The organism is Pseudoalteromonas sp. SCSIO 43088, assembly GCF_023650795.1.
GTDB lineage: Bacteria > Pseudomonadota > Gammaproteobacteria > Enterobacterales > Alteromonadaceae > Pseudoalteromonas > Pseudoalteromonas shioyasakiensis.
Window position 1 is genome coordinate 1154670 of record NZ_CP072675.1, and the last position, 21759, is coordinate 1176428.

Sequence of the window (21759 nt, forward strand, 5' to 3'; positions counted from 1 at the left end):
TGCACAAACAAAAAAGCCTCCCAAGTGGGAGGCTTTAGCTATTCGGTGAATTTATCTCGCAAACAGTTAAGCCTCCTCTATCTAAAGAAGCTAAAAAACGAAAAATAAGTGCGAGAGATAATTTGTTTCATTGAACTAATGTAAAAACACTTGTATGTAAAGTCAACTGCCTATCGCAGCTAATTTAGAAAACATCGGTGTTTACTCAGAAAATTCATTTATATTTATAAAAAATTTATAAATATAAAAATGAATCTGGTATATTTGTTTTTGCACAATAAATAATAACAATTATTAATAAGGTAGTCCTGTGGTGTATCGACGACCGCCATCACGTTTTGGTGTGAATTCATTAAGTATGAAATTGTCGCTGCTGATCTCTGCGATTTGTTTGATTGCAGGTATATGTGCTGCGGCTTTGATGCTTAAATCTGAAGAAAAACAGCTTGTGTTTGAAGAGCACGAACTTTTAAAGCACTCTAGTGAACGCTTGAGTCGTCAATTTAACCGCTTGATCAAAACCAAAATCAATATTGCTGAGCAGGCGAATAACGTCGTAAGCAGCCAGCTCCTTCACAACGAATCGCATTTACAAAGTAAACGCAGCGCAGAACTCAAATTTGCCCTCGATGGCAGTATCCGTAGTACCTCAGAAGATGGCTTATCGGCTGCATTTCTCCCTCAAGATAAATATTCTGAATTTTATAAACAGCTTATAAACGATTCTGAATCGCTATGGAAAATCGTTTCACCGACCTTAATTCAAGATTTCTTTAATTTTTACCTTGTCACCAAAGATAACTTTATTCGGATCGCGCCACCAAACTGGGCACTCAATGTACCTGGTGACTTTGATTTTACTAAAGGCGAAACCTTCAATTACGCTCAGGCTGCAACTAACCCAAGCCGAGAAGCGGTGTGGTCAAAAGTGTATTACGATACTATTTGGCATAAGTGGGTGGTGAGTGTGCTTGTGCCAATCTACCTTGATAACGATTTTTTTGGTGTCACGGGCAGTGATATCGCGCTTGAAACCTTATTGGCACAGCTACCTATCGGTGACCGTGAGCAGCATCTGTTAGTGTTTGATGCAAAAGGTCAGCTATTAGCTCACCCTGATTTAGATAAAACCACGCTTGAGCAATATGGTCGTGAAGGTAAAAAATTACTCACCGAAGATTTTGTAAACCCTGATCTGCAAAAACTAGTGTCTGAAACCATTCGTTTAAAGTTACCTGAGTCGGCAAATTCATTCGTACAAGATGGCGAAACTCACATTATCAATATTCGTAAAGTCGAGAATCTAAATTGGTATATTGGAATTTATAAAAAACGTTCGTCGGCACTTTCTGCGCTTGAAGAGTTAAAAGTAAAATTCTTTGGCTTGTTTATCTTGTACGCTATTTTAGTTGCTTTGTTATTGCATCAAGCACTTTATCAATTAGTACTGCGTCGCATTCATTCGTTGGTTAATGCGGTAGTTAGTTTTGGCAAAGGGCAATTACAAACTGAGTTTCCAAAGGCTAATAAAGATGAAATTGGCACGCTAAATGGCTCGTTTAGAGATATGGCTATTGAAATTCGTAAGTTGATCGATGGCTTAAACCAGCGCATTAGTGAAAAAGAAATAGCGGAAAAAGCGGCGAATCGTTTATCTAAAGCTGTGGCTTTCTCTGGTACCGGTGTGGTGATCACCAATCAAGACTTTGAGATCAAATACGTGAATCCGAAAATGGTTGAAATGACCGGTTTTGAGGAGCGTCACTTTATTGGCTCGCCGCTGCTGAATATCATTTCACAAGAAATGGCGATTTTAGTCGATGATATTGATATCGATTTGCGTAGCCGTAATTATTGGCGCGGGGATACCTTATTACAAGGGAATGAGCGCCAATCAGTTTGGGTTTCGTTAAGTATTTCACCAATTCGTGAAGATGGTGGTGAGATCACCAGTTATGTGGCATCAGCTCAAGATATTTCGTTTGTAAAAGAAAGCCAGCGTAAGATGGAGCAATTGGCTTACTTTGATACCTTAACGGGGCTTGCTAACCGTACTTTCTTCAGAATGCAGCTGCGTAAATCAATGGCACTGGCTGAACGTGGCCATTATGCATTTGCCTTATTCTATTTTGACTTAGATGAATTTAAACGTATCAACGATACACTAGGGCATGATGCAGGGGATCAGTTATTAGTTGAAGTGGCTAACCGTTTGAAAAAGCGTTTGCGTACGGAAGATACAATAGCGCGTTTAGGCGGCGATGAATTCGCGGTCCTGTTAAGTGGTATTGAGCATCAAACACATGCCATGGAAGTGGCTAATACGATTCAGCGCACACTTAATGAGCCAATCAAATTAGGTAACAATGAAGTGATCATCAGTGCCAGTATTGGTATCACAATGGCACCATTTGATAGCCAAGAAGAAGATCAGCTACTTAAACATGCCGACCTTGCGATGTATGAAGCAAAAGCGAAAGGGCGTAATACTTTCCACTTCTATAGCCAAGAGCTCAATGCTGCAGCAAACGAGCGCTTATTCATTGAAAATGAGCTTCGTACTGGTATTCGCGAAGGGCAGTTTAGGGTTTATTATCAGCCACAAGTTGATTGTAGAAATAACCAAGTGGTTGGCTACGAAGCACTTATTCGTTGGTTCCATCCTAAAGAAGGAATGATCCCACCAACTAAGTTTATTCCTATTGCTGAGGCAACTGGTTTAATTGTTGAATTAGGCGCATGGATACTGCAAGAAGCGTGTGAGTTTGCTGCACGTTTAGCAAGCCAAGACTTAAAGAATAATATTTCAATCAACCTGTCGGCACGTCAATTTAAAGATGCGAACTTGGTGTCGACACTGGATAAGATCATCAAGCAAACAGGTGTTGAGCCTAAACGCTTACACCTTGAGCTAACAGAAAGTATGCTAATGGGGCATGTTGAAGCCGCTATTTTACAACTGCATCAGTTAAAAGCCTTGGGTGTATCAATTTCAATCGACGACTTTGGTACTGGCTATTCTTCACTGAGTTACCTAAAACGTTTCCCTGTGGATATTTTGAAAGTTGATCGCTCGTTTGTGAAAGATATTCCACAAGACAGTAATGATATGGAAATTACCGCTGCGATTATTGCTATGGCACAAAAGCTGAAGCTTAACGTTGTTGCCGAAGGGGTGGAAACTATTGAGCAGATTGAGTTTTTACAAAACAACAACTGTTATATTGTGCAAGGTTACTACTATAGCAAGCCTATCCCTGAAGATGAGTTGCCAGCACTTTATGAACAGCTCAACTCGTTGAATTCATAAAATACAGAACGCAAAAAAAGGGGGCGATTAGCCCCCTGCAATTTTAACTTTAAATTTTAGTCCTTCGAGAATCGCTTTTAGCTTATCTCTGTCATCACCTTGTACTTCGATGATACCGTCTTTTACTGCACCGCCTTGGCCCATTTTACTTTTAATGGTTTTGGCTAATTTTTTTAAGTCATGCTGCTCGCTGTCGATACCAACAACTAACATCACGCCCTTACCTTTGCGTCCTTTGGTTTGACGTTCAATGCGTAAAAAGCCGTCTTTAAAAATTTTACCTTTGCTTGGTTTACTTTCTTTAGGTTGCTCAATGCGACCCGTAGCAGTTGAATAAACTAGATTATTTTCGCTCATGGTAGATCTCTTTATAAAAGCTTGGCTAAATGATAACAAATTTCATCCTAAGTGTTTTAATTTTTGGCTTATTTGTTTTAAGCGGTTATATTTAGTTAAGTATCAGGAAAGATTTGTTTATTAGGAGTTTATTATGAGTTTAACGCGCAGCACTTCTGCTGATGGCGCTATATTAACCGTACAAATCAAAGGAAAATTTGATTTTAATTTGGTGCAATCTTTTCGTCAGGCGTACGCCGATCTCAACGACAATATCGATAAAGTGGTTATAGATCTCAGAGAAACAGATTACATGGACAGCTCAGCGTTAGGTATGTTGCTGAACATGAAAAAAAACCTAACAGGCAAAGTTGAAACAATTCAAATTAGTAACTGCCAACCGCAACTGAAAAAAATCCTGCAAATATCACGTTTTGATAAAAAGTTCGATATTGATTGATGCTTAATATTCTGGTTGTAGACGATCTTGCCTTAAATCGTCGCTTATTAACCGTGATGTTAGAGCAGCAGGGCTACCGTGTTTATAGCGCTGAAAACGGTCTTGTTGCTTTAAACCTGCTCGAAGAACACACCATTGATATTGTGTTACTCGATGTCATTATGCCTGTGATGGACGGCTTTGAAACCGCTGCTATTATCAAAGAGCGCTTTAGCCAAGTTTACTTACCGATTATTTTTATTACCTCTTTAGAAGACGAAGCGAGTTTTGAGCGTTGCTTAGCGGTTGGCGGCGATGACTTTTTACATAAGCCGTTTCAAGAAGTGATTCTTAACGCGAAAATTAAAGCGCATAGCCGGATCCGTAATTTAAGCCAAAAGGCAAGAGAGCAAAATCTACAACTTGAATATCATCAAAATCAAGTTGAGCGTGAACATGAAATTGTCGAACATATTTTTAATAATGCTCTTGAGAACCAGCAATCTTTTCCAAAGCATTTAGATTTTCATTTATCGCCTGCGGCTATGTTTAATGGCGATATGTTTTTGGTCGCACAAAGCCCATTAGGTAGCTTATATTGCATGCTTGGTGATTTTACTGGTCATGGTTTAGCCGCTGCAGTCGGAGCTCTCCCTGCTTCAAGAGTATTTTATACCATGGTGAGTAAGGGCATGTCTGTGAGTGATATTGCCGCAGAAATCAATTCAGTATTAGGTAAGTTATTACCAGGCCACATGTTTTGTGCTGCAACCATCATAGAGCTTAGCAGTACCGGAAAAAGTATCTCGGCATGGCTAGGGGGCTTACCCGATACCTATATCATCAATCAAAGCGGTGAAGTTATTCGTACCCTTGAATCTCAACACATGGCACTGGGTATTTTAGAAGAAGATGAATTCGAGCGTGCACTTATTCACATTGAAGTAGAAGACACATGCCGTATTGTCATGGCAACCGATGGTATCATTGAAACGACTAGTCCACATGACGAGTACTTTGGTGAGCATCGCTTTAAAAAAGTGCTAGCCTCAAAACCTGCTATTTCTACTGAGCAAGTACTTGAACGAGTCAATAAATTTGCCCGTGGTAGTAAACAACAAGACGACTTGAGCCTCGTATTATTAAATTGCTTACCAATGCGCGAGCCTGAGCAAAAATCAGAGCCGCTATCCGCATTACCTTTTAATTTTTCATTGAGCTTGAACTCAAAGCAAATCAAAAGTACCGATCCGGTGCTGGAAGTTGTTGATGTAATAAGCAAAGTAGCGGGGTTAAATGCACATCGCGCTAATATCTTTTTGATACTCTCAGAAGCGTATAACAACGCTTTAGATCATGGGGTGTTAGGTCTCGACTCAGAGGTCAAAAATCAGGAAGATGGCTTTTTAATTTATTATCAACAACGTGAAGAGGCCCTCGCAAATTTAACCGATGCCTTAATCATTATTGATATTCGTTATTGCCCAGAAGAACTTGCTTTATATTTTACTGTTTGCGACTCAGGAAATGGTTTTAGTAAAGAACAGGCAAATCAACAAAGCCTTGCAAGAGAGCATGGTAGAGGCTTGTGCTTGCTTGGGGAAGTAGCTTCAAAAGTGACCTTCAATAGTGCAGGCAACCAAGTCGAAATTTATTATCAATTAACAGCAAGCAGTACTAGCTCACACTAAAATCGCATGTTATCATTCTGGCATTATAGATGTTTGGATGGCTAAATGATTTCTAACTACTTATCGACAGCTCAGCTTAAATTACCAGAAAATTTGGTTGCTGAGCAATTATCAAACCTTGAACATTATCTTGCAGAGTCAGCTTTACCAGCAGTGCGTTGGGAGTATCAAATTCCTGAGCTAGGCGAGGGTGGTGCGTGTAGCTTGTTTGGCTACTTACAAGATGAACCATTCAAATTAAATGATTATGTTGCCGATGATGCTACCAATACTGAAAAACTGGCTAAGCTTCAACAAATTATCGATTTTGTTGTTGCCCAAACTCAAGTTGATTGGTTTGGTATTTATCAAGCGACAGAGACTAATGAAGGTTCTCAGTTATTAAAGCTGGTTTATCATGGTGCACCGAGCCGTCCATTATTCCCGTTAACTGAAGCATTTGCTAAAGGCAGTAACAATGTTCAAGTTGCGCTTTCTAAGCAAGGGCGTGTGATCAATAACGTAGCCGATTACCTTGCACAAGGTGGTGAGTATTATACTTGCGACCCGAAGGTGAAAGCTGAGACTTGTTTACCATTATTATCAGACAAAAATGAATGCTTAGGTATTATAGATGCAGAAGCATTTAATAATGATTTCTTTGATCAGCAAACCCTTGCATTACTTGTGGCTTGTTGTATTAAAATTCCTCAACTCTTGGTCTAATTTAACTAGTAATCAGGCTGGGTTTTTATGTTAAGCTAGTGGCAACGCTAACCCCTATAAAAAGAGATAGTCAATGTTCTCAGAATTAAAACCATTACCAACAGATCCTATTCTTGGCCTAATGGCGGCCTTTAAACAAGATACAAACCCAAAGAAAATCGATTTGGGTGTAGGTGTTTATAAGGATGAGCAAGGCAATACGCCTGTATTAAAAGCGGTTAAAAAAGCGGAAGCGTTTCGTTTAGAAAACGAAACCAGTAAATCGTACATTGGCTTGGCAGGTAACCTAGATTACTGTCAAAAAATGGAAAACTTATTACTGGGTGAGCATCCAGCACTTTTAGCTAACCGTGTTCGCACTGCACAAGCACCAGGTGGTACAGGTGCATTACGTGTTGCAGCTGAATTCATCAAGCGTTGCAACAAAGATGCGACTGTATGGGTAACTACGCCAACGTGGGCAAACCACATCAGCTTATTTGAAGCGGCGGGCTTAACAGTAAAAGAATACCCTTACTACGATTACGAAAATAAAGACCTTTTATTTGATGACATGATTAATACCCTTAAGCAAGTGCCTAAAGGTGATGTTGTGTTATTCCACGCATGTTGTCACAACCCAAGCGGTATGGATTTAAATGCTGAGCAATGGAGCACCGTTGCTGATCTTGCTGTTGAAGTTGGTTTCACGCCTCTGGTTGATATTGCTTACCAAGGTTTTGGTTCAAGCCTTGAAGAAGACGCAGCGGGTCTTCGTAAATTAGCAGCAGCGGTAGACGAGTTAATCATCTGTTCTTCTTGTTCGAAAAACTTCGGTTTATACCGCGAGCGTATCGGTGCATGTTCAATCATTGCTAAAGATGCAGCAACTGCTGATATCTCTAACTCTGTATTATTAAGTGTTGTACGTAGCATCTATTCAATGCCGCCTGCACATGGTGCTGATATTGTTAGCACGATTTTAGGCAGCATTGAGCTGACGCAAATGTGGCACGACGAGCTTGATGAAATGCGTAATCGCATTAATGGTTTGCGTACTTTAATTAAAGAAAGCTTAGCTGCGAAAGGCATTGAGCAAGACTTCTCATTTATTGACCGTCAAAATGGTATGTTCTCATTCCTAGGTATTAATAAAGAGCAAATCGAGCGCTTACAAAAAGAGTACTCTATCTACATTGTGGGTTCTAGCCGTGTAAACGTTGCTGGTATCAGTGATGCAAACATTGATTACTTTGCAAATGCAGTAGCAGACGTTTGTAAGTAACCTGCTTTATAGCGATAAAAAAACCGCAGTGACTGCGGTTTTTTTATGCCTGTAATATGTGTTACTACGAGTAGGTATTAATGCAGCCAGCGAATGGCGTCATTGATCATACTGTTGTAGCTATCAAGTGGAGCGCCAATACTCGCTATTAAGATAGTATCCGCTCGCTCACCACGGTTGATGTGGCCAGCGAAACGCTCATCATTGAAATCGTCAGAGCCAGTGCCAAATGGTTGCTCGTCAGAAGGCACAATGAATACCGTCATCGGGCCAAAATCAGACTCAAATACCAAGTGCAGACCTTTTTTGCCTTGAAAGTCACAAAACATTAAATAGGTTACTTTACCTGGTAGCTCATCTAAATGTCCGCCAATGGTGGCAAACTTTTCGTTCACATAGGCAAGATCTATCGCTTCATGTTTATCTAGCGAGCCTATCTCATGGTATAGGTGCGCAAAGGCATGCTCACCCACGCTGTATAACGTATGTTGTTTGTTAGTGACAAAGAACACACTAATTGCTACTAAAAACGACGCTGCAGCGGCTAAATACAAGCGATTAAAGGCAAAGCGCGACTTAGCTTCAATAATGGTGTCTAGCGGCTGCTCTGAAGGCGCTTCTTCTGCGGCATAGGTATTATCAATAATTCGCTTTGCTAAATTTTCAGGCACGGGGATGTTAAGCGCATTACTTAGTTCATCATCTAAAGCGCGCACATCATCAATAAACGCCTGTTTATCTGTGTCCTGCTCGGCAAACGCTTCAAGTTCCTTATCAATAGTGCTTGGCTCGGCGAGGATGCGGCGGCGAAACTCGAGTTCATCCATTAATTTGATGCTCCTCTAAGTTGATCATCATCACTGCTTAAAGCCTCTTTAAGCTGGTTTCTGGCACGGAAAAGTCGTGTCATGACAGTATTTTTATTTAAATCGAGGATCTGGGCAATTTCATCGCCAGAGCAACCCATTACTACTTGTAATAGCAATGGCTCTCGATACTCTTGTGATAACTTTCCTATTTGTCGTTGAATCACTGTTTGTTCCATTTCAGCATCAAGGGTTGTACTTTGTTCATCTACAAGGGTGTCGTTTTCAACATCGGCGTAATCAAATTGTTTACGTTCAAAGCGGCGTGCGTTCTCGCGGCGCAAAATAGTTAACAGCCAAGGTTTGACTGCTTGTTGATCTTGCAGTGAATCCAAGGCACGCCAAGATCTCAGGAAGGTTTCCTGCACTAAGTCTTCAGCAATGTTCTGATCACGACACAACCAATACGCAAAGCGAAAAAGCTCACTGTGGTAGACATGAACCAGCGCTTCATATCGCTTTTGTTTTTCTGTCATAGTAACTAAGACCTGCCTATCAGAAAAAAACTTTCTGAGATTATTATTTTTTTCTTAAAAAAACGGCTAATTCAAGATTAGCCGTTTATTTTCTAATAGTTAATCGTAAAGATTTTTTAATTCAGTATCATTACTTGTCGATTTAGTGTGCTTTTTTGCTTGGCTTAGCAAACTGACGATTAAGCTTAAATCAACCTGTTCATCTGCTGAACTATAAAGTTTAGTGCGTAATTTAGCAATTTCATTATTAAGTTGTGTATTTTTCAGTGATGCTAGTAAACACTCGATTGCTGCAGCATTTTTACCTGTCTGCTGTTTTGCATAAAGGTTCAATGCGTTATAAAACCCTGAGCTGTTGTTTTGCTTTGCAAATTGCTTAAGTTCATTCAACGATGCTGGTGAACCACTGGTAGGTAATGGCTCAGCTGCCGACTGTTGAGGGCGCTTTTTAATGTAAAGCACTAAGGTGATTAACCAAAGCCCATAGCCGGCAACTGCCACGATAATAAGCCACACAGGGGTTGTAACTTGCGTAACTGTTTGTACATTAGTTGGCGTATCACTCAGCTCATTGGAGCTTGCGGTTTGCGGCTCTGCGATAGCTGGAGCTGTTGGTGTGAGTGGATTTGTACTTGGTACTACCGTTAGTGTGCGTGAAGGTATGGTCGCATAGCTAATACGATTGATTTTAGTATTAAACCAAGGCAGCTTTATTTCAGGCAATGTGTAAGTGCCCGGTGTTTGCGGTAATAAAGCATAAGAAGCCGTTTGTTGTGAGATAACACGGCCATCACGTACCAGATGATTACTCTCTTTTTCATCAGGGTAACTTCTAAAACCTTGCACCTGCGGCATATCGATATCAGGAAGTTGCTCTTTAGTAACCCCCAATGCGGTTAAGGTGATAGTTCGAGTGATTGGCGTGCCAACTTCAACGGTGTCGTCTTTTGGTTGCCATTGCTCATCAAGGTTAACCAGTTCACTTGGTAGCCATGCACCTGTGTAGTTATCTGGAATTGGCTTGATTTCAACATCAACATCTTCGCCCATCGCTGACACAGCCATTTGGCGATAGTTTTGACGAATACGGCCGTTGAACACAGGTGCCGTAATAGTATTTACGCCACTTTTTTGTGGCTGCACTAAGTACTCACGGGTGATCACTAAATAGCGTTTGCCATCAATTAACTCATAGTCTTCAGATTGCTTGTTAATTGGGGTTAGCTCAGCGTTTTCCATTTCTGGCGTAGTTAAGTTGCCATCAAGCAATTCTTTGTTGTTGTCTAAATACAATTTAACTGTATAAACACCGGCTTCTTGCACGTATAAGCTAGTTGGCTTGATGCTTGTTTTAATGAAGGCTTCTTTATTTTGCTCTGAGGTTTGACTGCGCTTAGCTACCGTTAGCTCAATGGGTTTTGAACTGACACCAGCTACAGTAAATGCTGGGATGGTATAAGTGCCTTCTTTGCGGGTCATCAGCTTTACAGACCAGTTAGTTTGCTTACTGATTTCACCATTAATAATATTAGTGCGCGAGCTAACACTGGTCGGCCCAACAACAAAGTCTTTTAATAGCACCGAAGTGTCTGGTTGTTCGCTGTTAATAGAGTCGTCTGCTGAGATGGTTAAAACAAAAAACTCACCGGCAAGGACAGGATTTTTATCAACACTTGCCTGTAACTGGGTGGCAGCCCAAAGCGGCGCTGCCGCGATTAGCAATAAACAACATAATAATCGCATTACCATGATTTTTCGGCTCCTCGTGGACGACGTTGGTAGTTTCGTTTTTGTGCTTCTAATTGCATTTTATTTCTTAATAAGATCGCTGGATCATCGGGAACTTTACGCAGCAGCTGGTTAAGTTGCTGGGCTTTTTCTTTCTCTTCATTAGTCAGTTCAGCCGCTTGTGCCTGCATGGCTTGTTGCTCTGCTTGCTGTTTAGCTTGTTCATCACTTTGCGAAGGCTGTGGCTGGGCCTCTTGTTGCTCAGGAGCTTGCTCTGGCTGTTGTTCTCCAGATTGTGACGACGTGTCTTTTTCAGATTGCATTTCAGGTTTGTTTTGCTGGTCACTTTCAGACTCGCTTTGCTCACCTTTTTGATCTGATTGCTCACCTTGGTCTGAAGGTTGTTGGCCATCTTGCTGCTCACTCTGCTCAGAGTTTTCGCCTTGCTGTGAATTTTCACCCTGTTGCTTTTGCTGGTTATCTTGCTGGCCATCAGAGTTTTGTTGATCATTGTTTTGCTGTTGATCTTGTTGCTGCTGCTGTTGCTCTTGCTGCTGCAATAACTGTTCTACGAGGGCTTGGTTTTCTTTTGCCTCAGTGAAGTCATTTTTAAGCTGTTGGGCTTGCTTATAAGCTTCTATGGCTTGCTCTAGCTCACCGGCCTTAGCAAGGGCATTACCGTAGTTGTACAAACCCGTTGCGGATTTATCTTCACTAAACGCATCCATGGCCGCTTGGTAATTACCTTGCTGATAAAGAGCTGCGCCTTTAAGTTGTGTGTTTTCAGCTTGGGCGGCTTGTTCAAATTGATTTTGCTGATAGGCATCAAGAGCACGTTGGTCTTGGTTTTTAAACACCTCAGGTAATTCGGCGGCGTAAACCTGTTGCTGAGGTAGGAACATAACAAACAAAAAGCCAACTACTAGGCTACTACGGCGAATTAAAAAGAGCGCTAACGGCAATAAAATAATCAGGCCGTAAATACCTGCATCAACACGCCATAACGCTTGGCTTTGCTTCTCATCTTTGAGTACTTCAGCATTGGCTGTTGGGGCAAATGTTTGAATATCTTGATTACTGGTTTGATACAGTGCAAATTTGCCACCGCTGTTGCGTGCAAGCGAACTTAAGCGGCTGACATTAAGCGTTGGAATCACAATCTGTCCTTGAATGTCTTTTAAAAAGCCTCCTTCAGGTAGCTTAATCGGCGCACCTTGCTCTGTGCCAACTCCGTAGACATTTAAACGATAATTAGACTGAGCGGTAAAGCGGCTAATATCTTCTTGATCTAGGCTATCAACTCCATCGGTGACTAAAATAATATCACCATCTAAATAGCCAGCTTGTTTAAGTAAGTCGTCGGCTTTTTCTAGGCCTTCAATAACATTTGAACCTTTGCTCGGCATGATATCAGGGCTTAGGCTTGGGATAAGGTTAGCCAAAGTGCTAGCGTCATTGGTTAGCGGCGAAATGGTAAATGCAGAGCCTGCATAAGCCACTAATGCCGTATCACCTTCTTTGAAAAGCTCAATCATATCAAGTGCTTTAAAGCGAGCCTGCACTAATCGGCTTGGTGCGATGTCGGTACTGAACATGGAGTACGACATATCCATCACAATGACCCGCGCATTCTTTGCTTGAAACACGGGAACTTGTTTTTTCTCAAAGCTTGGACCTGCTGAAAAAACGATGGCTAACAGGATAAACACCGCAACTAACCAAAGCGGTTGGCTTTGTTTTTTATGGTTATCGCTCATTACAAATTGTGCCAAATGGGGGGCAATTAAATCAGCGGGGGCGCTTTTTTTGTTGCGTACCAACAGCACACTAAAAATAATCAGCGCGGGGATTAATAACCAAAGTAGGGCAGGGCGAATAAATTCAAAATCCATACTAGCTCTCCTGCTTAAATTGGCGAATAAAACTGACGAGCATTGCTAAGCTTATTGAGCCTAGCGCCACAAGCAGTGGAATATAAAACAATGAAATTTGTGGGCGGAACGTTTGTTCATCGCTACTAATTGGCTCAAGCTTATCGAGCTCTTGATAAATTTGCTGTAAACCAGCCACATCTTTTGCTCTAAAGTATAAGCCGCCAGTTTGCTCGGCAATGCGCTTGAGTAGGTTTTCATCTAAGTTACCGCCACTCATACCCCCCATATTAAATAGGCTGAAACCACGAGGGTTATCAGAGCCAACACCTATGGTATATACCTTAATGCCTTCTTCGCGGGCTAACAGCAGGGCATCTTCTGGATCAAGGTTACCGGCGGTGTTTTGGCCATCGGTTAATAGTACAACGATACGGTTACTTTCATCTTTATTAGCAAAACGCTTTACAGATAAACCTAATGCATCACCAATGGCTGTTGCTCTACCTACTAGACCAATTTGCGCTTCGCTGAGCATTTGGCTTACGGTTTTAACATCACGAGTAAGAGGTGTTTGTAAAAATGCGGTATCACCAAATAAGATAAGACCAAGGCGGTCACCTTGACGCTGTTCAATAAAGTCACTGAGTACGGCTTTTACCATGGTAAGCCTATCAACATACTGATTCTGGTAGGCCATATCTTGCTCTGTCATCGAGCCAGATAAATCCACCGCCAGCATAATATCGCGGCCTTCATTAGGCAGTGTGATAGGTTCATCAAGCCAAGTTGGATTTGCAATAGCGACAACTAAAGAGATCCAAACAGCCCATTCAAGCAATGAAACTTTTCGGCTGTGTTGCTGTACTGCTTGATTATTTAAGCCAAGCTTAGCAAAGCCAGGAATACGTAAACGTAACTGCCCTTGTTGCTTTAACGGCATAAAGCGGCTTAATAACCAAGGTAAGGGTAAAAGCACAAAACACCATGGCCAACTAAACTCAAACATTAATTGGCTCCTTGAGTTTAAAGTTGCTAATAGCACTGCGTAATTTAGCCCCGAGCTCAGCATTATTACTTTGTTGTTGATAAAGCGGCATCAACTCGTCGTAACTAAAGTTGTCGCCACTGAGTTTAGATAAACTTTCAGACCACTTAGCCAAAGGCTGAGAAGCAAGCTGACTGCTGTAATAATGACGAGTTAAGCGTTTTAAAATAATGTGTAGCTCTTGCGCGTCATCATCACTAAGGGTTTTACTTAATTTAATGGCTTGTTTTTTGGCTTTTTTAAATTGCTGGTTTTTATATAAAAGCACTAAGCCGAAAATTATTAACGAACCAACTAAGGCGATAATTAGCCACCAAATTGGAGCAAGTGGCCACCATGCAACCTCGGTCGGTGCAATGACATCATGTAAGCCATCTAGCGGATTTTTTTGCATTGTTACTTTCTCACTAATTGCAGCTCAAGAGGAGTGGCTGCACTGAATGAAATTAAACTAAGCCCAGATTTTTGTAAGCGTTTTAATCTGTTAGAAAACGACTCTTCGGCAGACTTAGCAAAGCGCTCGCGAAATTGCTTATCCATTAATGGTAAAGCAAGCTCTTGGCCATTTGCCGACACTGTCACCGTTTGTTTAAAAGCAGGTAGCTGGTGCTCGAACGGATCACTTATATGACAGCCAATCAATTCACAGTGCCTGCTCAGTATTTCAAGTTGTTTGAAACTTGCTTCATCAAGGGCGCTAAAATCAGAGACGATATAAACCAAGCTTCCTGGTTTTGCTAAATGATTAAGACGTTTAAGGTTTTCGCTAAATAAGCTGGTGGCTGTTTGATCGATATTAGTCAGAGCTTGGCTGTGAATATCACATAAGTTGTGACAAAGCTTTAACACTGCTTTCTCTCGTGAGGTCGGTTTTAATTCGTGATGACCTTGCTGGTTAAACACCAAGCCACCAATGCGATCACCTCGTTGACACGCCGACCAAGCAACCAGTGCGCTAATGTGCGCTGCTTGCACCGACTTTAACAGTAACTTTGAGCCAAAAAGCATCGAGTTAGAAAAGTCGGTAAAGACAAAAACAGGGCGTTCTTTTTCTTCTTGAAACAGCTTAGTGTGGGTTTCGCCAGTGCGTGCGGTAACACGCCAGTCGATAGAGCGTATATCATCACCGGCTTGGTAATGACGCACCTCGGCAAACTCCATACCGCGCCCTTTATGAGGTGCAAGGTATTGCCCAGCTAAGCTGTTTTTGATTTTTACTTTGGGCGCAAGTTCTAGCAAACGAGCTTTGGCTTTGTAATACATCAACTCTTTGAGTGATAAATTGACGCCTTGACTATGACTCGCTGCTAACCACGCCGCTGTATCAAATTGGCTCGACATAGCTTATGGCACTGCCACCAATTCTAAAATACGGCTGATCACATCGTCTTTACTGATGCCATCGGCCTGTGCTTCGTAACTTAAGATAATACGGTGACGCAATACATTATGCAGCACTGCTTGAATATCATCTGGGGCAACAAAGTCACGGCCTTCTAGCCAAGCATGCGCGCGGGCACACTTATCAAGGGCAATGGTTGCACGTGGGCTTGCGCCATATTCAATCCAGCGTCCAAGTTGTTCATCAAGCTCTGCTGCTTCACGAGTGGCAACAATTAACTGTACTAGGTATTTCTCAAGCGGCTCAGCTAAATACAAACCTAATATCGCTTTACGGGCAGCAAATAGCTCACTTTGACTAATTTGCTGTGTCGTTGCTTGCTTGTCAGAAATAGCCTCGCCACGGGTTAGGCGTAGGATATCTAATTCGTGTTCAGCACCCGGGTAATCAATGCTCAAATGCAATAAGAAGCGGTCAAGCTGAGCTTCTGGAAGTGGATAAGTGCCTTCTTGTTCTAGCGGGTTTTGGGTTGCCATAACCATAAATAGATCAGACAGTGGATAGGTGTTTTTACCTACCGTTACTTGGCGTTCAGCCATGGCTTCTAGTAGGGCTGATTGCACTTTAGCAGGAGCACGGTTTATTTCATCTGCCAAAATTAGGTTATGAAATAATGGGCCTTTTTCAAATACGAACTCACTGGTTTGCTGGCGATAAATATCGGTACCAGTTACATCTGCAGGTAATAAGTCTGGGGTAAATTGTACACGTTGGAAACTGCCTTCAACGCCTTTCGCTAAGGCATTGACTGCACGCGTTTTCGCAAGACCCGGAGGGCCTTCAACTAATAAGTGGCCATCTGCCAAAATTGCGATTAACAGTGCTTGAGTTAATTGTGGTTGGCCGATAATTTGCGTGTCTAGATATGATTTTAATTGTGAAAATGCGTTAACTGCCATAATAAAAAGACTGTCCTAAAAGCGTGAGTCAAAAATTGTTTTTGTTATGCGCCAATGCGTTATATTCAGTACCGATAAATTATTTGCGCGGTACCGTGGTGGGGCGCTATTAACAAGTTATAAGGATTCAAAAGTTATAACACAAGTGTTAGACACAAAATCCTCAAATAGTTCGTTATTTTTTAAGGATTTTTAGCCTACCATATAAATACGGTGTTTTTTTGTAAATAGGCCGAAAAAAGCCTATGGTTGAAAACTTACTATTGGCATTCGTACACGGGTTGTTTTAGAATCAGGAAAAACAAACAGGTCAGACCTGTCAGCGGGAGAGCATAAATGTCTGAGCAAAATATACTTAAAACAGCAAAAGGCGATCGTATCGCTATCGTTAGCGGCCTGCGAACGCCATTCGCAAAGCAAGCCACAGCATTCCATCATGTACCAGCCCTTGATATGGGTAAGTTAGTTGTCAACGAAATGCTTGAACGACTTAACTTTGATAAATCTGAAATTGACCAACTTGTATTTGGACAAGTAGTGCAAATGCCAGAAGCGCCAAACATTGCCCGTGAAATCGTATTAGGTACGGGTATGCCTGTTTCTGTTGATGCATATTCTGTTTCGCGTGCGTGTGCAACAAGTTTCCAAGCCATTGCTAACGTAGCCGAGTCAATTATGGCAGGCTCAGTGCAAGTAGGTATTGCTGGTGGTGCTGACTCATCGTCTGTATTACCTATTGGTGTTAGTAAAAAATTAGCGGGTAGCCTTGTTGATTTAAACAAAGCACGTACGCTTGGTCAGCGATTAAAGATTTTCTCTAAACTACGTCTAAAAGATTTACTTCCTGTTCCGCCTGCGGTCGCTGAGTACTCTACTGGTTTATCTATGGGTCAAACAGCAGAGCAAATGGCGAAAACACATAGCATCAGCCGTGAAGATCAAGATGCCTTAGCACATCGTTCGCACACCCTTGCAAGTCAGGCGTGGGCTGATGGTAAACTTAAAGATGAAGTAATGACTGCACATGTTGCACCTTATAAGAGCTTTATTGAGCAAGACAATAACATTCGTCATAACTCAACAGTTGAAGGCTACGCGAAATTAAAACCAGTATTTGACCGTCAACATGGCTCAGTGACCGCAGCTAACGCAACGCCATTAACTGATGGTGCCGCTGCGGTATTAATGATGAGTGAGAGTAAAGCAAAAGCATTGGGTTACGACATTCTAGGTTATGTACGCAGTTTTGCTTTCTCAGCAATTGGTGTACATGAAGATATGCTAATGGGTCCGGCGCACTCAACGCCAATTGCCCTAGATAGAGCAGGTATCACATTAGCTGATTTAGATTTAATCGAAATGCATGAAGCATTTGCAGCGCAAACACTGGCTAATATGAAGATGTTTGCGTCAGATAAATTTGCACAAGAAAAGCTAGGTCGCAGCAAAGCGATCGGCGAAATTAACATGGACAAGTTCAATGTATTAGGTGGCTCACTTGCATACGGTCACCCATTTGCGGCAACAGGTGCGCGCCTGATCACGCAAAGCTTACATGAACTTAATCGTCGCGGTGGCGGCTTAGCGCTTACGACTGCGTGTGCAGCGGGTGGCTTAGGCGCAGCCTTTGTATTGGAGAGTGCGTAATGACAGATTCAGTATTTAGTTTATCAGTGGCTGATGACGGCGTAGCCGTTGTAACCATTGATGTGCCGGGTGAGAAAATGAACACCCTGCGCAGCAGTTTTGCAGAAGATTTAAAAACCTTACTCAAAGACGCACAAGCGCAAGCAGTAAAAGGCATGGTATTTATTAGTGGTAAAAGCGATAACTTTATCGCCGGTGCTGATATTAAAATGCTTGATAGCGCCAATAGCCGTGAAGATGCATTAGCGTTAAGCGAAATGTGTCAGCAAGCATTTTTCGATATGAAAAAGCTGCCTTTCCCAACAGTAAGTGCTATTCATGGTGCTGCATTGGGTGGCGGTTTAGAGTTTGCTTTAGCGTGTGATTATCGCGTGTGTTCAGACAGCGATATCACTAAGCTTGGTTTGCCAGAAGTACAGTTAGGCTTATTACCTGGTGGTGGCGGTACTCAACGTTTACCAAAATTAGTTGGCTTGCAAAAAGCACTTGAGTGGATGCTTACAGGTAAGCAAGTGCGTGCTAAGCAAGCGAAGAAAACAGGCTTAGTAAATGACTGTGTACCACACAGTGTATTACTTGACGTTGCTAAAGAGTTTGCCCTGAAAGGTAAGGCGAAGGCTACTAAACCTAAGCTAGACCGTTTAAGTCAATTACTTGAGTCAAACCCATTTGGTCGCAATATTATTTTCAAAAAAGCACAAGAAAACGTGCTGAAGAAAACAGGCGGTCACTACCCGGCACCTTTAGCCATTATTAAAGCTGTTCGTGCAAGTGTTGAACTTGATCAGTTAAAAGCATACAAAACTGAAGCTGAAGGCTTTGCCACGCTGGTAATGAGTGATGAGTCAAAAGCATTACGCGGTATTTTCTTTGCAACCACTGAAATGAAAAAAGAGTGGCGTAATGATGATGCGCCAGCAATCGCTAAAGCGGCAGTATTAGGCGGCGGCCTCATGGGCGCAGGTATTGCCCATGTTAGTGCTGTAAAAGCGGGTGTTCCAGTGCGCATTAAAGATGTGGCTGAAAAGGGCATCAGCAATGCAATGAACTACAGCTATAAGATTTTAGATAAAAAGCAAAAGCGTCGTATTTTATCTAAAGCTGATCTACAACAAACCATGAACCGCATTACCGGTACCACCGATTACAGCGGCTTTAAACACATTGATATCGTTATCGAAGCCGTGTTTGAAGATCTTGCTTTAAAGCAAGGTATGGTGGCTGATGTAGAACGTGAGTGCCAAGACAACACGATTTTTGCAAGTAATACCTCATCATTACCAATTGCACAAATTGCTGCTGATGCAGCACGCCCAGAAAATGTAATTGGTCTGCATTACTTCTCACCTGTTGAGAAAATGCCACTTGTTGAGATCATTCCACATGAAGGTACGTCTGAAGAGACTATCGCACGCGTTGTTAACTTCGCCCGTAAGCAAGGTAAAACACCAATTGTGGTTAAAGATATGGCTGGTTTCTATGTAAACCGTATCTTAGCGCCTTATGTCAATGAAGCGGCTAATTTACTGCTAGCAGGTGAGCCAATTGAAAAGATTGACCAAGCATTGGTTGAGTTTGGATTCCCGGTAGGGCCTTTAGCGCTTCTTGATGAAGTAGGGATTGATATCGGTTCTAAAATTGCGCCAATCCTTGAAAAAGAATTGGGCGAGCGCTTTAAAGCCCCGGATGCCTTTAATCGCTTAATCGATTCTAAGCGTTTAGGTCGTAAGACTGGCCGTGGTTTTTATCTTTACGACAAGAAAGATAAAAAAGTGGATGAGTCAGTATACGAGCTACTTGGTGTTACGCCATCACCTCGTTTAAACAAGAGCGAAATTGCTAAACGTTGTGTTGCGCAAATGCTAAATGAAGCGGTGCGCTGTTTAGATGATGGCATTATTGCAAGCCCGCGTGATGGTGATATTGGTGCTATTTTTGGTATTGGTTTCCCACCATTCTTAGGCGGTCCATTTAGCTATATGGATAAACTGGGTGCAGCACAAGTGAGCTCTGAAATGGCGACTTTTGCTAACTACAACCCAATTTTCACACCTTGCGATACGTTAAAAGCAATGGCTGAAAAAGGTGGTCGTTTTTACCAAGCAGAAAGCGAAGAGCCGGCAGTAGTTGAAGCTACGCCTGTCGATCCGGTTGAAGTAACCAAAGAAGTGGTTGAAGACGAGCAAGCGTCAGAAGATGCTGATACAGAAACGACTAAGAGCTAATTCTTTAAATTAGTTAATTTTAAAAGCCCTGCTCATTGAGCGGGGCTTTTTTCTTCTATATTGGCCATAAGTGGTATTTAACTCACGAAATCAGTTTGTTATAACTAGGTTTATTTACAAAGCGATTAATCACCATGACTCTCACCACTGCGCGATTAACATTACGGCTGTTAAATGCCGATGACTGGCCATTGTTTTATACTTTGCATAATGATGCCGAAGTTATAGCTAAATGCTTCGATAAGCCCTCAGAGGCGCAGCTGCGAGCTAAGTTTAATGAACGCTTAAAGCCTTGGCAGCCAAATTCGAATTCACCACTTTGTTTAGTTATTGTTGAAACCAGTACTGGCAAAGAGGTGGGGGTAACTGGGTTTACGTCATCAACAGTGCCTGATAGTCAAGAAGTCGGTTATTTGTTGCTGCCTAATTTTCATGGTCGTGGCTATGCCACAGAGTCTTTGCAAGCAGTGCTTGATTACGCCAAATCAGAACATGCTGTACGTGAATTTAAAGCGGTTGTCACCGAGGGTAATATCGGTTCAGAAAAAGTACTTGAGAAATGTGGTTTTCAGTTAGTCGATAGGCAGCTAGATGCGTATGCTATTGGCGGTGTTTTGTATACCGATCATCATTTTCATTTAAGTTGCACTGATCACAGAGCGTGATCAGTGCGCAATTTTACAGATGAAGCTCAATCGCTTTTCTGTCTTTTTCTGGCATATTCGCAACCACTAAATCAAACGAATTATCAATCATTCGTTCAATCTCTCCTTGTGGTACGGTGCCGTCTAAAATAACCGTATTCCATAAACGTTTGTTCATGTGATAACCCGGGATCACCGACGGGAAAATATCACGCAGTGCTTGGGCTTCATCTGGATCGCATTTCAGATTTAGCCACCATACAAGGTTTCCCTCATCGTCTGTTTGGCCTTCTTTGCCCTCGGCAAGGGTGGCAAACATTTTATGATTCACCTTGTAAACGTCGACATCTTGGCCAAATGGTTGGGTGATCATCACCAATGGCTTTTTCATTAAATACTCGTGTACTGTGTGTTGATTCATGATCCAATCCTTGAAGTCATTTTTCGTAGTTATAAAGATAGCAGCTTTTTCGTAGTTTTGAGACAACTATTGTCATAATTTGCTGAAAAATCGAATAAATAACGGCTGCGAGTCAAAACTGTAAATTTTTATTGAACAAAAGCCATTACGTGGTAAATTTCTGTCATCAAAAAACGATAGGAATACACCCATGCCTAAGGCAAGTGAAGTTAAAAAAGGCGCCGCTATCGAGCATAACGGCCGTGTTTTAGTAGTTAAAGATATTCAACGTTCAGTACCACAAGGTCGTGCTGGTGGCAGTTTATACCGTATGCGTTTATACGATGTGGTAACAGGCGGTAAAGTTGATGAAACATTTAAAGACAGCGACATGCTAAAGCTTGCTGATCTCATTCGTCGTGAAGCTATGTTCTCTTACATTGACGGTGAAGAGTATGTTTTCATGGATAACGAAGACTACACGCCATATAACCTAAATAAAGAAGCGATCAGCGAAGAGATTTTATTCGTTAATGAAGAAACTCAAGGTCTTCACGTTATTGTGATTGATGGCTCGCCAGTTGGCTTAGATTTACCATCGAGTGTTGAGCTTGTAGTTGAAGAAACTGACCCTTCAATCAAGGGCGCTTCAGCAAGTGCACGTTCGAAGCCTGCACGTTTAACAACGGGTTTAACGATTCAAGTTCCTGAGCATATTTCAACAGGCGACCGTATTCGTATTAATACCGTTGAGCATAAATTTATGGGTCGCGCAGAAAAATAATTCTGTAACCCCTTTGAAAGCCGG

18 protein-coding genes and 1 pseudogene are annotated in these 21759 nt (G+C 41.9%); 9 read left to right on the top strand and 10 right to left on the bottom strand.

The window, feature by feature from the left end:
* Nucleotides 1-310: 310 nt before the first annotated feature.
* On the top strand, nucleotides 311-3310 hold the full coding sequence (locus tag J8Z28_RS05290) for a bifunctional diguanylate cyclase/phosphodiesterase (RefSeq protein ID WP_105181454.1): 3000 nt from the start codon (nucleotides 311-313) through the stop codon (nucleotides 3308-3310).
* A 27-nt stretch (nucleotides 3311-3337) separates the two neighbouring features.
* Here J8Z28_RS05290 and J8Z28_RS05295 read toward each other — a convergent pair whose 3' ends face one another.
* On the bottom strand, nucleotides 3338-3667 hold the full coding sequence (locus J8Z28_RS05295; protein WP_250660032.1) for an SUI1 family translation initiation factor: 330 nt from the start codon (nucleotides 3665-3667) through the stop codon (nucleotides 3338-3340).
* A gap of 133 nt (nucleotides 3668-3800) precedes the next feature.
* On the opposite strand from J8Z28_RS05295, the gene J8Z28_RS05300 reads away from it, so the two are divergent.
* The 4 genes from J8Z28_RS05300 (at nucleotide 3801) to J8Z28_RS05315 (ending at nucleotide 7745) form a co-directional block, all read left to right on the top strand.
* A complete protein-coding gene (locus tag J8Z28_RS05300; RefSeq protein WP_054562148.1) occupies nucleotides 3801-4106 on the top strand; it encodes an STAS domain-containing protein in 306 nt (101 codons plus the stop codon).
* Nucleotides 4106-5776, top strand: a complete 1671-nt coding sequence (locus J8Z28_RS05305) for an ATP-binding SpoIIE family protein phosphatase (RefSeq protein ID WP_055020715.1) — start codon at nucleotides 4106-4108, stop codon at nucleotides 5774-5776. Before J8Z28_RS05300 ends, J8Z28_RS05305 begins: the two co-directional genes overlap by 1 nt.
* Before the next feature lie 45 nt (nucleotides 5777-5821).
* Nucleotides 5822-6481: a GAF domain-containing protein gene (locus J8Z28_RS05310; RefSeq protein ID WP_055197972.1), complete on the top strand. Its 660-nt coding sequence runs from the start codon at nucleotides 5822-5824 to the stop codon at nucleotides 6479-6481.
* Between the two features lie 73 nt (nucleotides 6482-6554).
* Nucleotides 6555-7745, top strand: a complete 1191-nt coding sequence (locus J8Z28_RS05315; RefSeq protein ID WP_250660033.1) for an amino acid aminotransferase — start codon at nucleotides 6555-6557, stop codon at nucleotides 7743-7745.
* 77 nt (nucleotides 7746-7822) lie between these two features.
* On the opposite strand, the gene J8Z28_RS05320 is transcribed toward J8Z28_RS05315, so the two are convergent.
* From J8Z28_RS05320 to J8Z28_RS05355, 8 genes and pseudogenes are all read right to left on the bottom strand, one after another.
* Nucleotides 7823-8572, bottom strand: coding sequence for a DUF3379 family protein (locus tag J8Z28_RS05320; protein WP_055197974.1), 750 nt, complete (start codon nucleotides 8570-8572; stop codon nucleotides 7823-7825).
* Nucleotides 8572-9120: pseudogene (locus J8Z28_RS05325) on the bottom strand (sigma-70 family RNA polymerase sigma factor); the annotation flags it as partial. The gene J8Z28_RS05320 and the pseudogene J8Z28_RS05325, both read right to left, overlap by 1 nt.
* Nucleotides 9121-9186: 66 nt before the next feature.
* The gene (locus J8Z28_RS05330) at nucleotides 9187-10836 is read right to left on the bottom strand and encodes a BatD family protein (RefSeq protein ID WP_250660034.1); all 1650 of its coding nucleotides are present in this window, start codon (nucleotides 10834-10836) and stop codon (nucleotides 9187-9189) included.
* Complete coding sequence (locus tag J8Z28_RS05335; protein ID WP_250660035.1) at nucleotides 10830-12707, bottom strand: vWA domain-containing protein; 1878 nt, start codon at nucleotides 12705-12707, stop codon at nucleotides 10830-10832. The genes J8Z28_RS05330 and J8Z28_RS05335 overlap by 7 nt, the downstream gene beginning before the upstream one ends.
* A gap of 1 nt (nucleotide 12708) precedes the next feature.
* Nucleotides 12709-13695 carry a vWA domain-containing protein gene (locus J8Z28_RS05340; protein WP_250660036.1) on the bottom strand — a complete coding sequence of 329 codons (987 nt, stop codon included), beginning with the start codon at nucleotides 13693-13695 and terminating at the stop codon, nucleotides 12709-12711.
* The gene (locus J8Z28_RS05345; protein ID WP_054562139.1) at nucleotides 13688-14128 is read right to left on the bottom strand and encodes a DUF4381 domain-containing protein; all 441 of its coding nucleotides are present in this window, start codon (nucleotides 14126-14128) and stop codon (nucleotides 13688-13690) included. Before J8Z28_RS05345 ends, J8Z28_RS05340 begins: the two co-directional genes overlap by 8 nt.
* A gap of 2 nt (nucleotides 14129-14130) precedes the next feature.
* Nucleotides 14131-15075 (bottom strand): DUF58 domain-containing protein, encoded by a 945-nt coding sequence (locus tag J8Z28_RS05350; protein ID WP_054562138.1) that lies wholly within the window; start codon nucleotides 15073-15075, stop codon nucleotides 14131-14133.
* A gap of 3 nt (nucleotides 15076-15078) precedes the next feature.
* Nucleotides 15079-16035 carry an AAA family ATPase gene (locus tag J8Z28_RS05355; protein ID WP_054553219.1) on the bottom strand — a complete coding sequence of 319 codons (957 nt, stop codon included), beginning with the start codon at nucleotides 16033-16035 and terminating at the stop codon, nucleotides 15079-15081.
* Nucleotides 16036-16371: 336 nt separating this feature from the next.
* Between J8Z28_RS05355 and fadI the strand changes: the two genes are divergently transcribed.
* The 3 genes from fadI to J8Z28_RS05370 all read left to right on the top strand — a co-directional run bounded on the left by fadI (nucleotide 16372) and on the right by J8Z28_RS05370 (nucleotide 20572).
* Complete coding sequence (fadI, locus tag J8Z28_RS05360) at nucleotides 16372-17682, top strand: acetyl-CoA C-acyltransferase FadI (RefSeq protein WP_054553218.1); 1311 nt, start codon at nucleotides 16372-16374, stop codon at nucleotides 17680-17682.
* Nucleotides 17682-19907, top strand: coding sequence for a fatty acid oxidation complex subunit alpha FadJ (gene fadJ / locus J8Z28_RS05365; protein WP_054562137.1), 2226 nt, complete (start codon nucleotides 17682-17684; stop codon nucleotides 19905-19907). The genes fadI and fadJ overlap by 1 nt, the downstream gene beginning before the upstream one ends.
* A gap of 134 nt (nucleotides 19908-20041) precedes the next feature.
* Nucleotides 20042-20572, top strand: a complete 531-nt coding sequence (locus tag J8Z28_RS05370) for a GNAT family N-acetyltransferase (RefSeq protein WP_054562135.1) — start codon at nucleotides 20042-20044, stop codon at nucleotides 20570-20572.
* Nucleotides 20573-20585: 13 nt separating this feature from the next.
* Here the strand turns inward: J8Z28_RS05370 and J8Z28_RS05375 are convergent, their stop codons facing one another.
* The gene (locus tag J8Z28_RS05375) at nucleotides 20586-20972 is read right to left on the bottom strand and encodes an MmcQ/YjbR family DNA-binding protein (protein WP_054553214.1); all 387 of its coding nucleotides are present in this window, start codon (nucleotides 20970-20972) and stop codon (nucleotides 20586-20588) included.
* A gap of 190 nt (nucleotides 20973-21162) precedes the next feature.
* On the opposite strand from J8Z28_RS05375, the gene efpL reads away from it, so the two are divergent.
* A complete protein-coding gene (efpL, locus tag J8Z28_RS05380; protein ID WP_055020721.1) occupies nucleotides 21163-21735 on the top strand; it encodes an elongation factor P-like protein EfpL in 573 nt (190 codons plus the stop codon).
* The last annotated feature ends 24 nt before the right edge of the window (nucleotides 21736-21759 follow it).

Coding starts and splice junctions, on each gene's coding strand:
- J8Z28_RS05295 (WP_250660032.1), bottom strand. CDS start 3,667: ATGAGCGAAAATAATCTAGTTTATTCAACTGCTACGGGTCGCATTGAG.
- J8Z28_RS05300 (WP_054562148.1), top strand. CDS start 3,801: ATGAGTTTAACGCGCAGCACTTCTGCTGATGGCGCTATATTAACCGTA.
- J8Z28_RS05305 (WP_055020715.1), top strand. CDS start 4,106: ATGCTTAATATTCTGGTTGTAGACGATCTTGCCTTAAATCGTCGCTTA.
- J8Z28_RS05310 (WP_055197972.1), top strand. CDS start 5,822: ATGATTTCTAACTACTTATCGACAGCTCAGCTTAAATTACCAGAAAAT.
- J8Z28_RS05315 (WP_250660033.1), top strand. CDS start 6,555: ATGTTCTCAGAATTAAAACCATTACCAACAGATCCTATTCTTGGCCTA.
- J8Z28_RS05320 (WP_055197974.1), bottom strand. CDS start 8,572: ATGGATGAACTCGAGTTTCGCCGCCGCATCCTCGCCGAGCCAAGCACT.
- J8Z28_RS05330 (WP_250660034.1), bottom strand. CDS start 10,836: ATGGTAATGCGATTATTATGTTGTTTATTGCTAATCGCGGCAGCGCCG.
- J8Z28_RS05335 (WP_250660035.1), bottom strand. CDS start 12,707: ATGGATTTTGAATTTATTCGCCCTGCCCTACTTTGGTTATTAATCCCC.
- J8Z28_RS05340 (WP_250660036.1), bottom strand. CDS start 13,695: ATGTTTGAGTTTAGTTGGCCATGGTGTTTTGTGCTTTTACCCTTACCT.
- J8Z28_RS05345 (WP_054562139.1), bottom strand. CDS start 14,128: ATGCAAAAAAATCCGCTAGATGGCTTACATGATGTCATTGCACCGACC.
- J8Z28_RS05350 (WP_054562138.1), bottom strand. CDS start 15,075: ATGTCGAGCCAATTTGATACAGCGGCGTGGTTAGCAGCGAGTCATAGT.
- J8Z28_RS05355 (WP_054553219.1), bottom strand. CDS start 16,035: ATGGCAGTTAACGCATTTTCACAATTAAAATCATATCTAGACACGCAA.
- fadI (WP_054553218.1), top strand. CDS start 16,372: ATGTCTGAGCAAAATATACTTAAAACAGCAAAAGGCGATCGTATCGCT.
- fadJ (WP_054562137.1), top strand. CDS start 17,682: ATGACAGATTCAGTATTTAGTTTATCAGTGGCTGATGACGGCGTAGCC.
- J8Z28_RS05370 (WP_054562135.1), top strand. CDS start 20,042: ATGACTCTCACCACTGCGCGATTAACATTACGGCTGTTAAATGCCGAT.
- J8Z28_RS05375 (WP_054553214.1), bottom strand. CDS start 20,972: ATGAATCAACACACAGTACACGAGTATTTAATGAAAAAGCCATTGGTG.
- efpL (WP_055020721.1), top strand. CDS start 21,163: ATGCCTAAGGCAAGTGAAGTTAAAAAAGGCGCCGCTATCGAGCATAAC.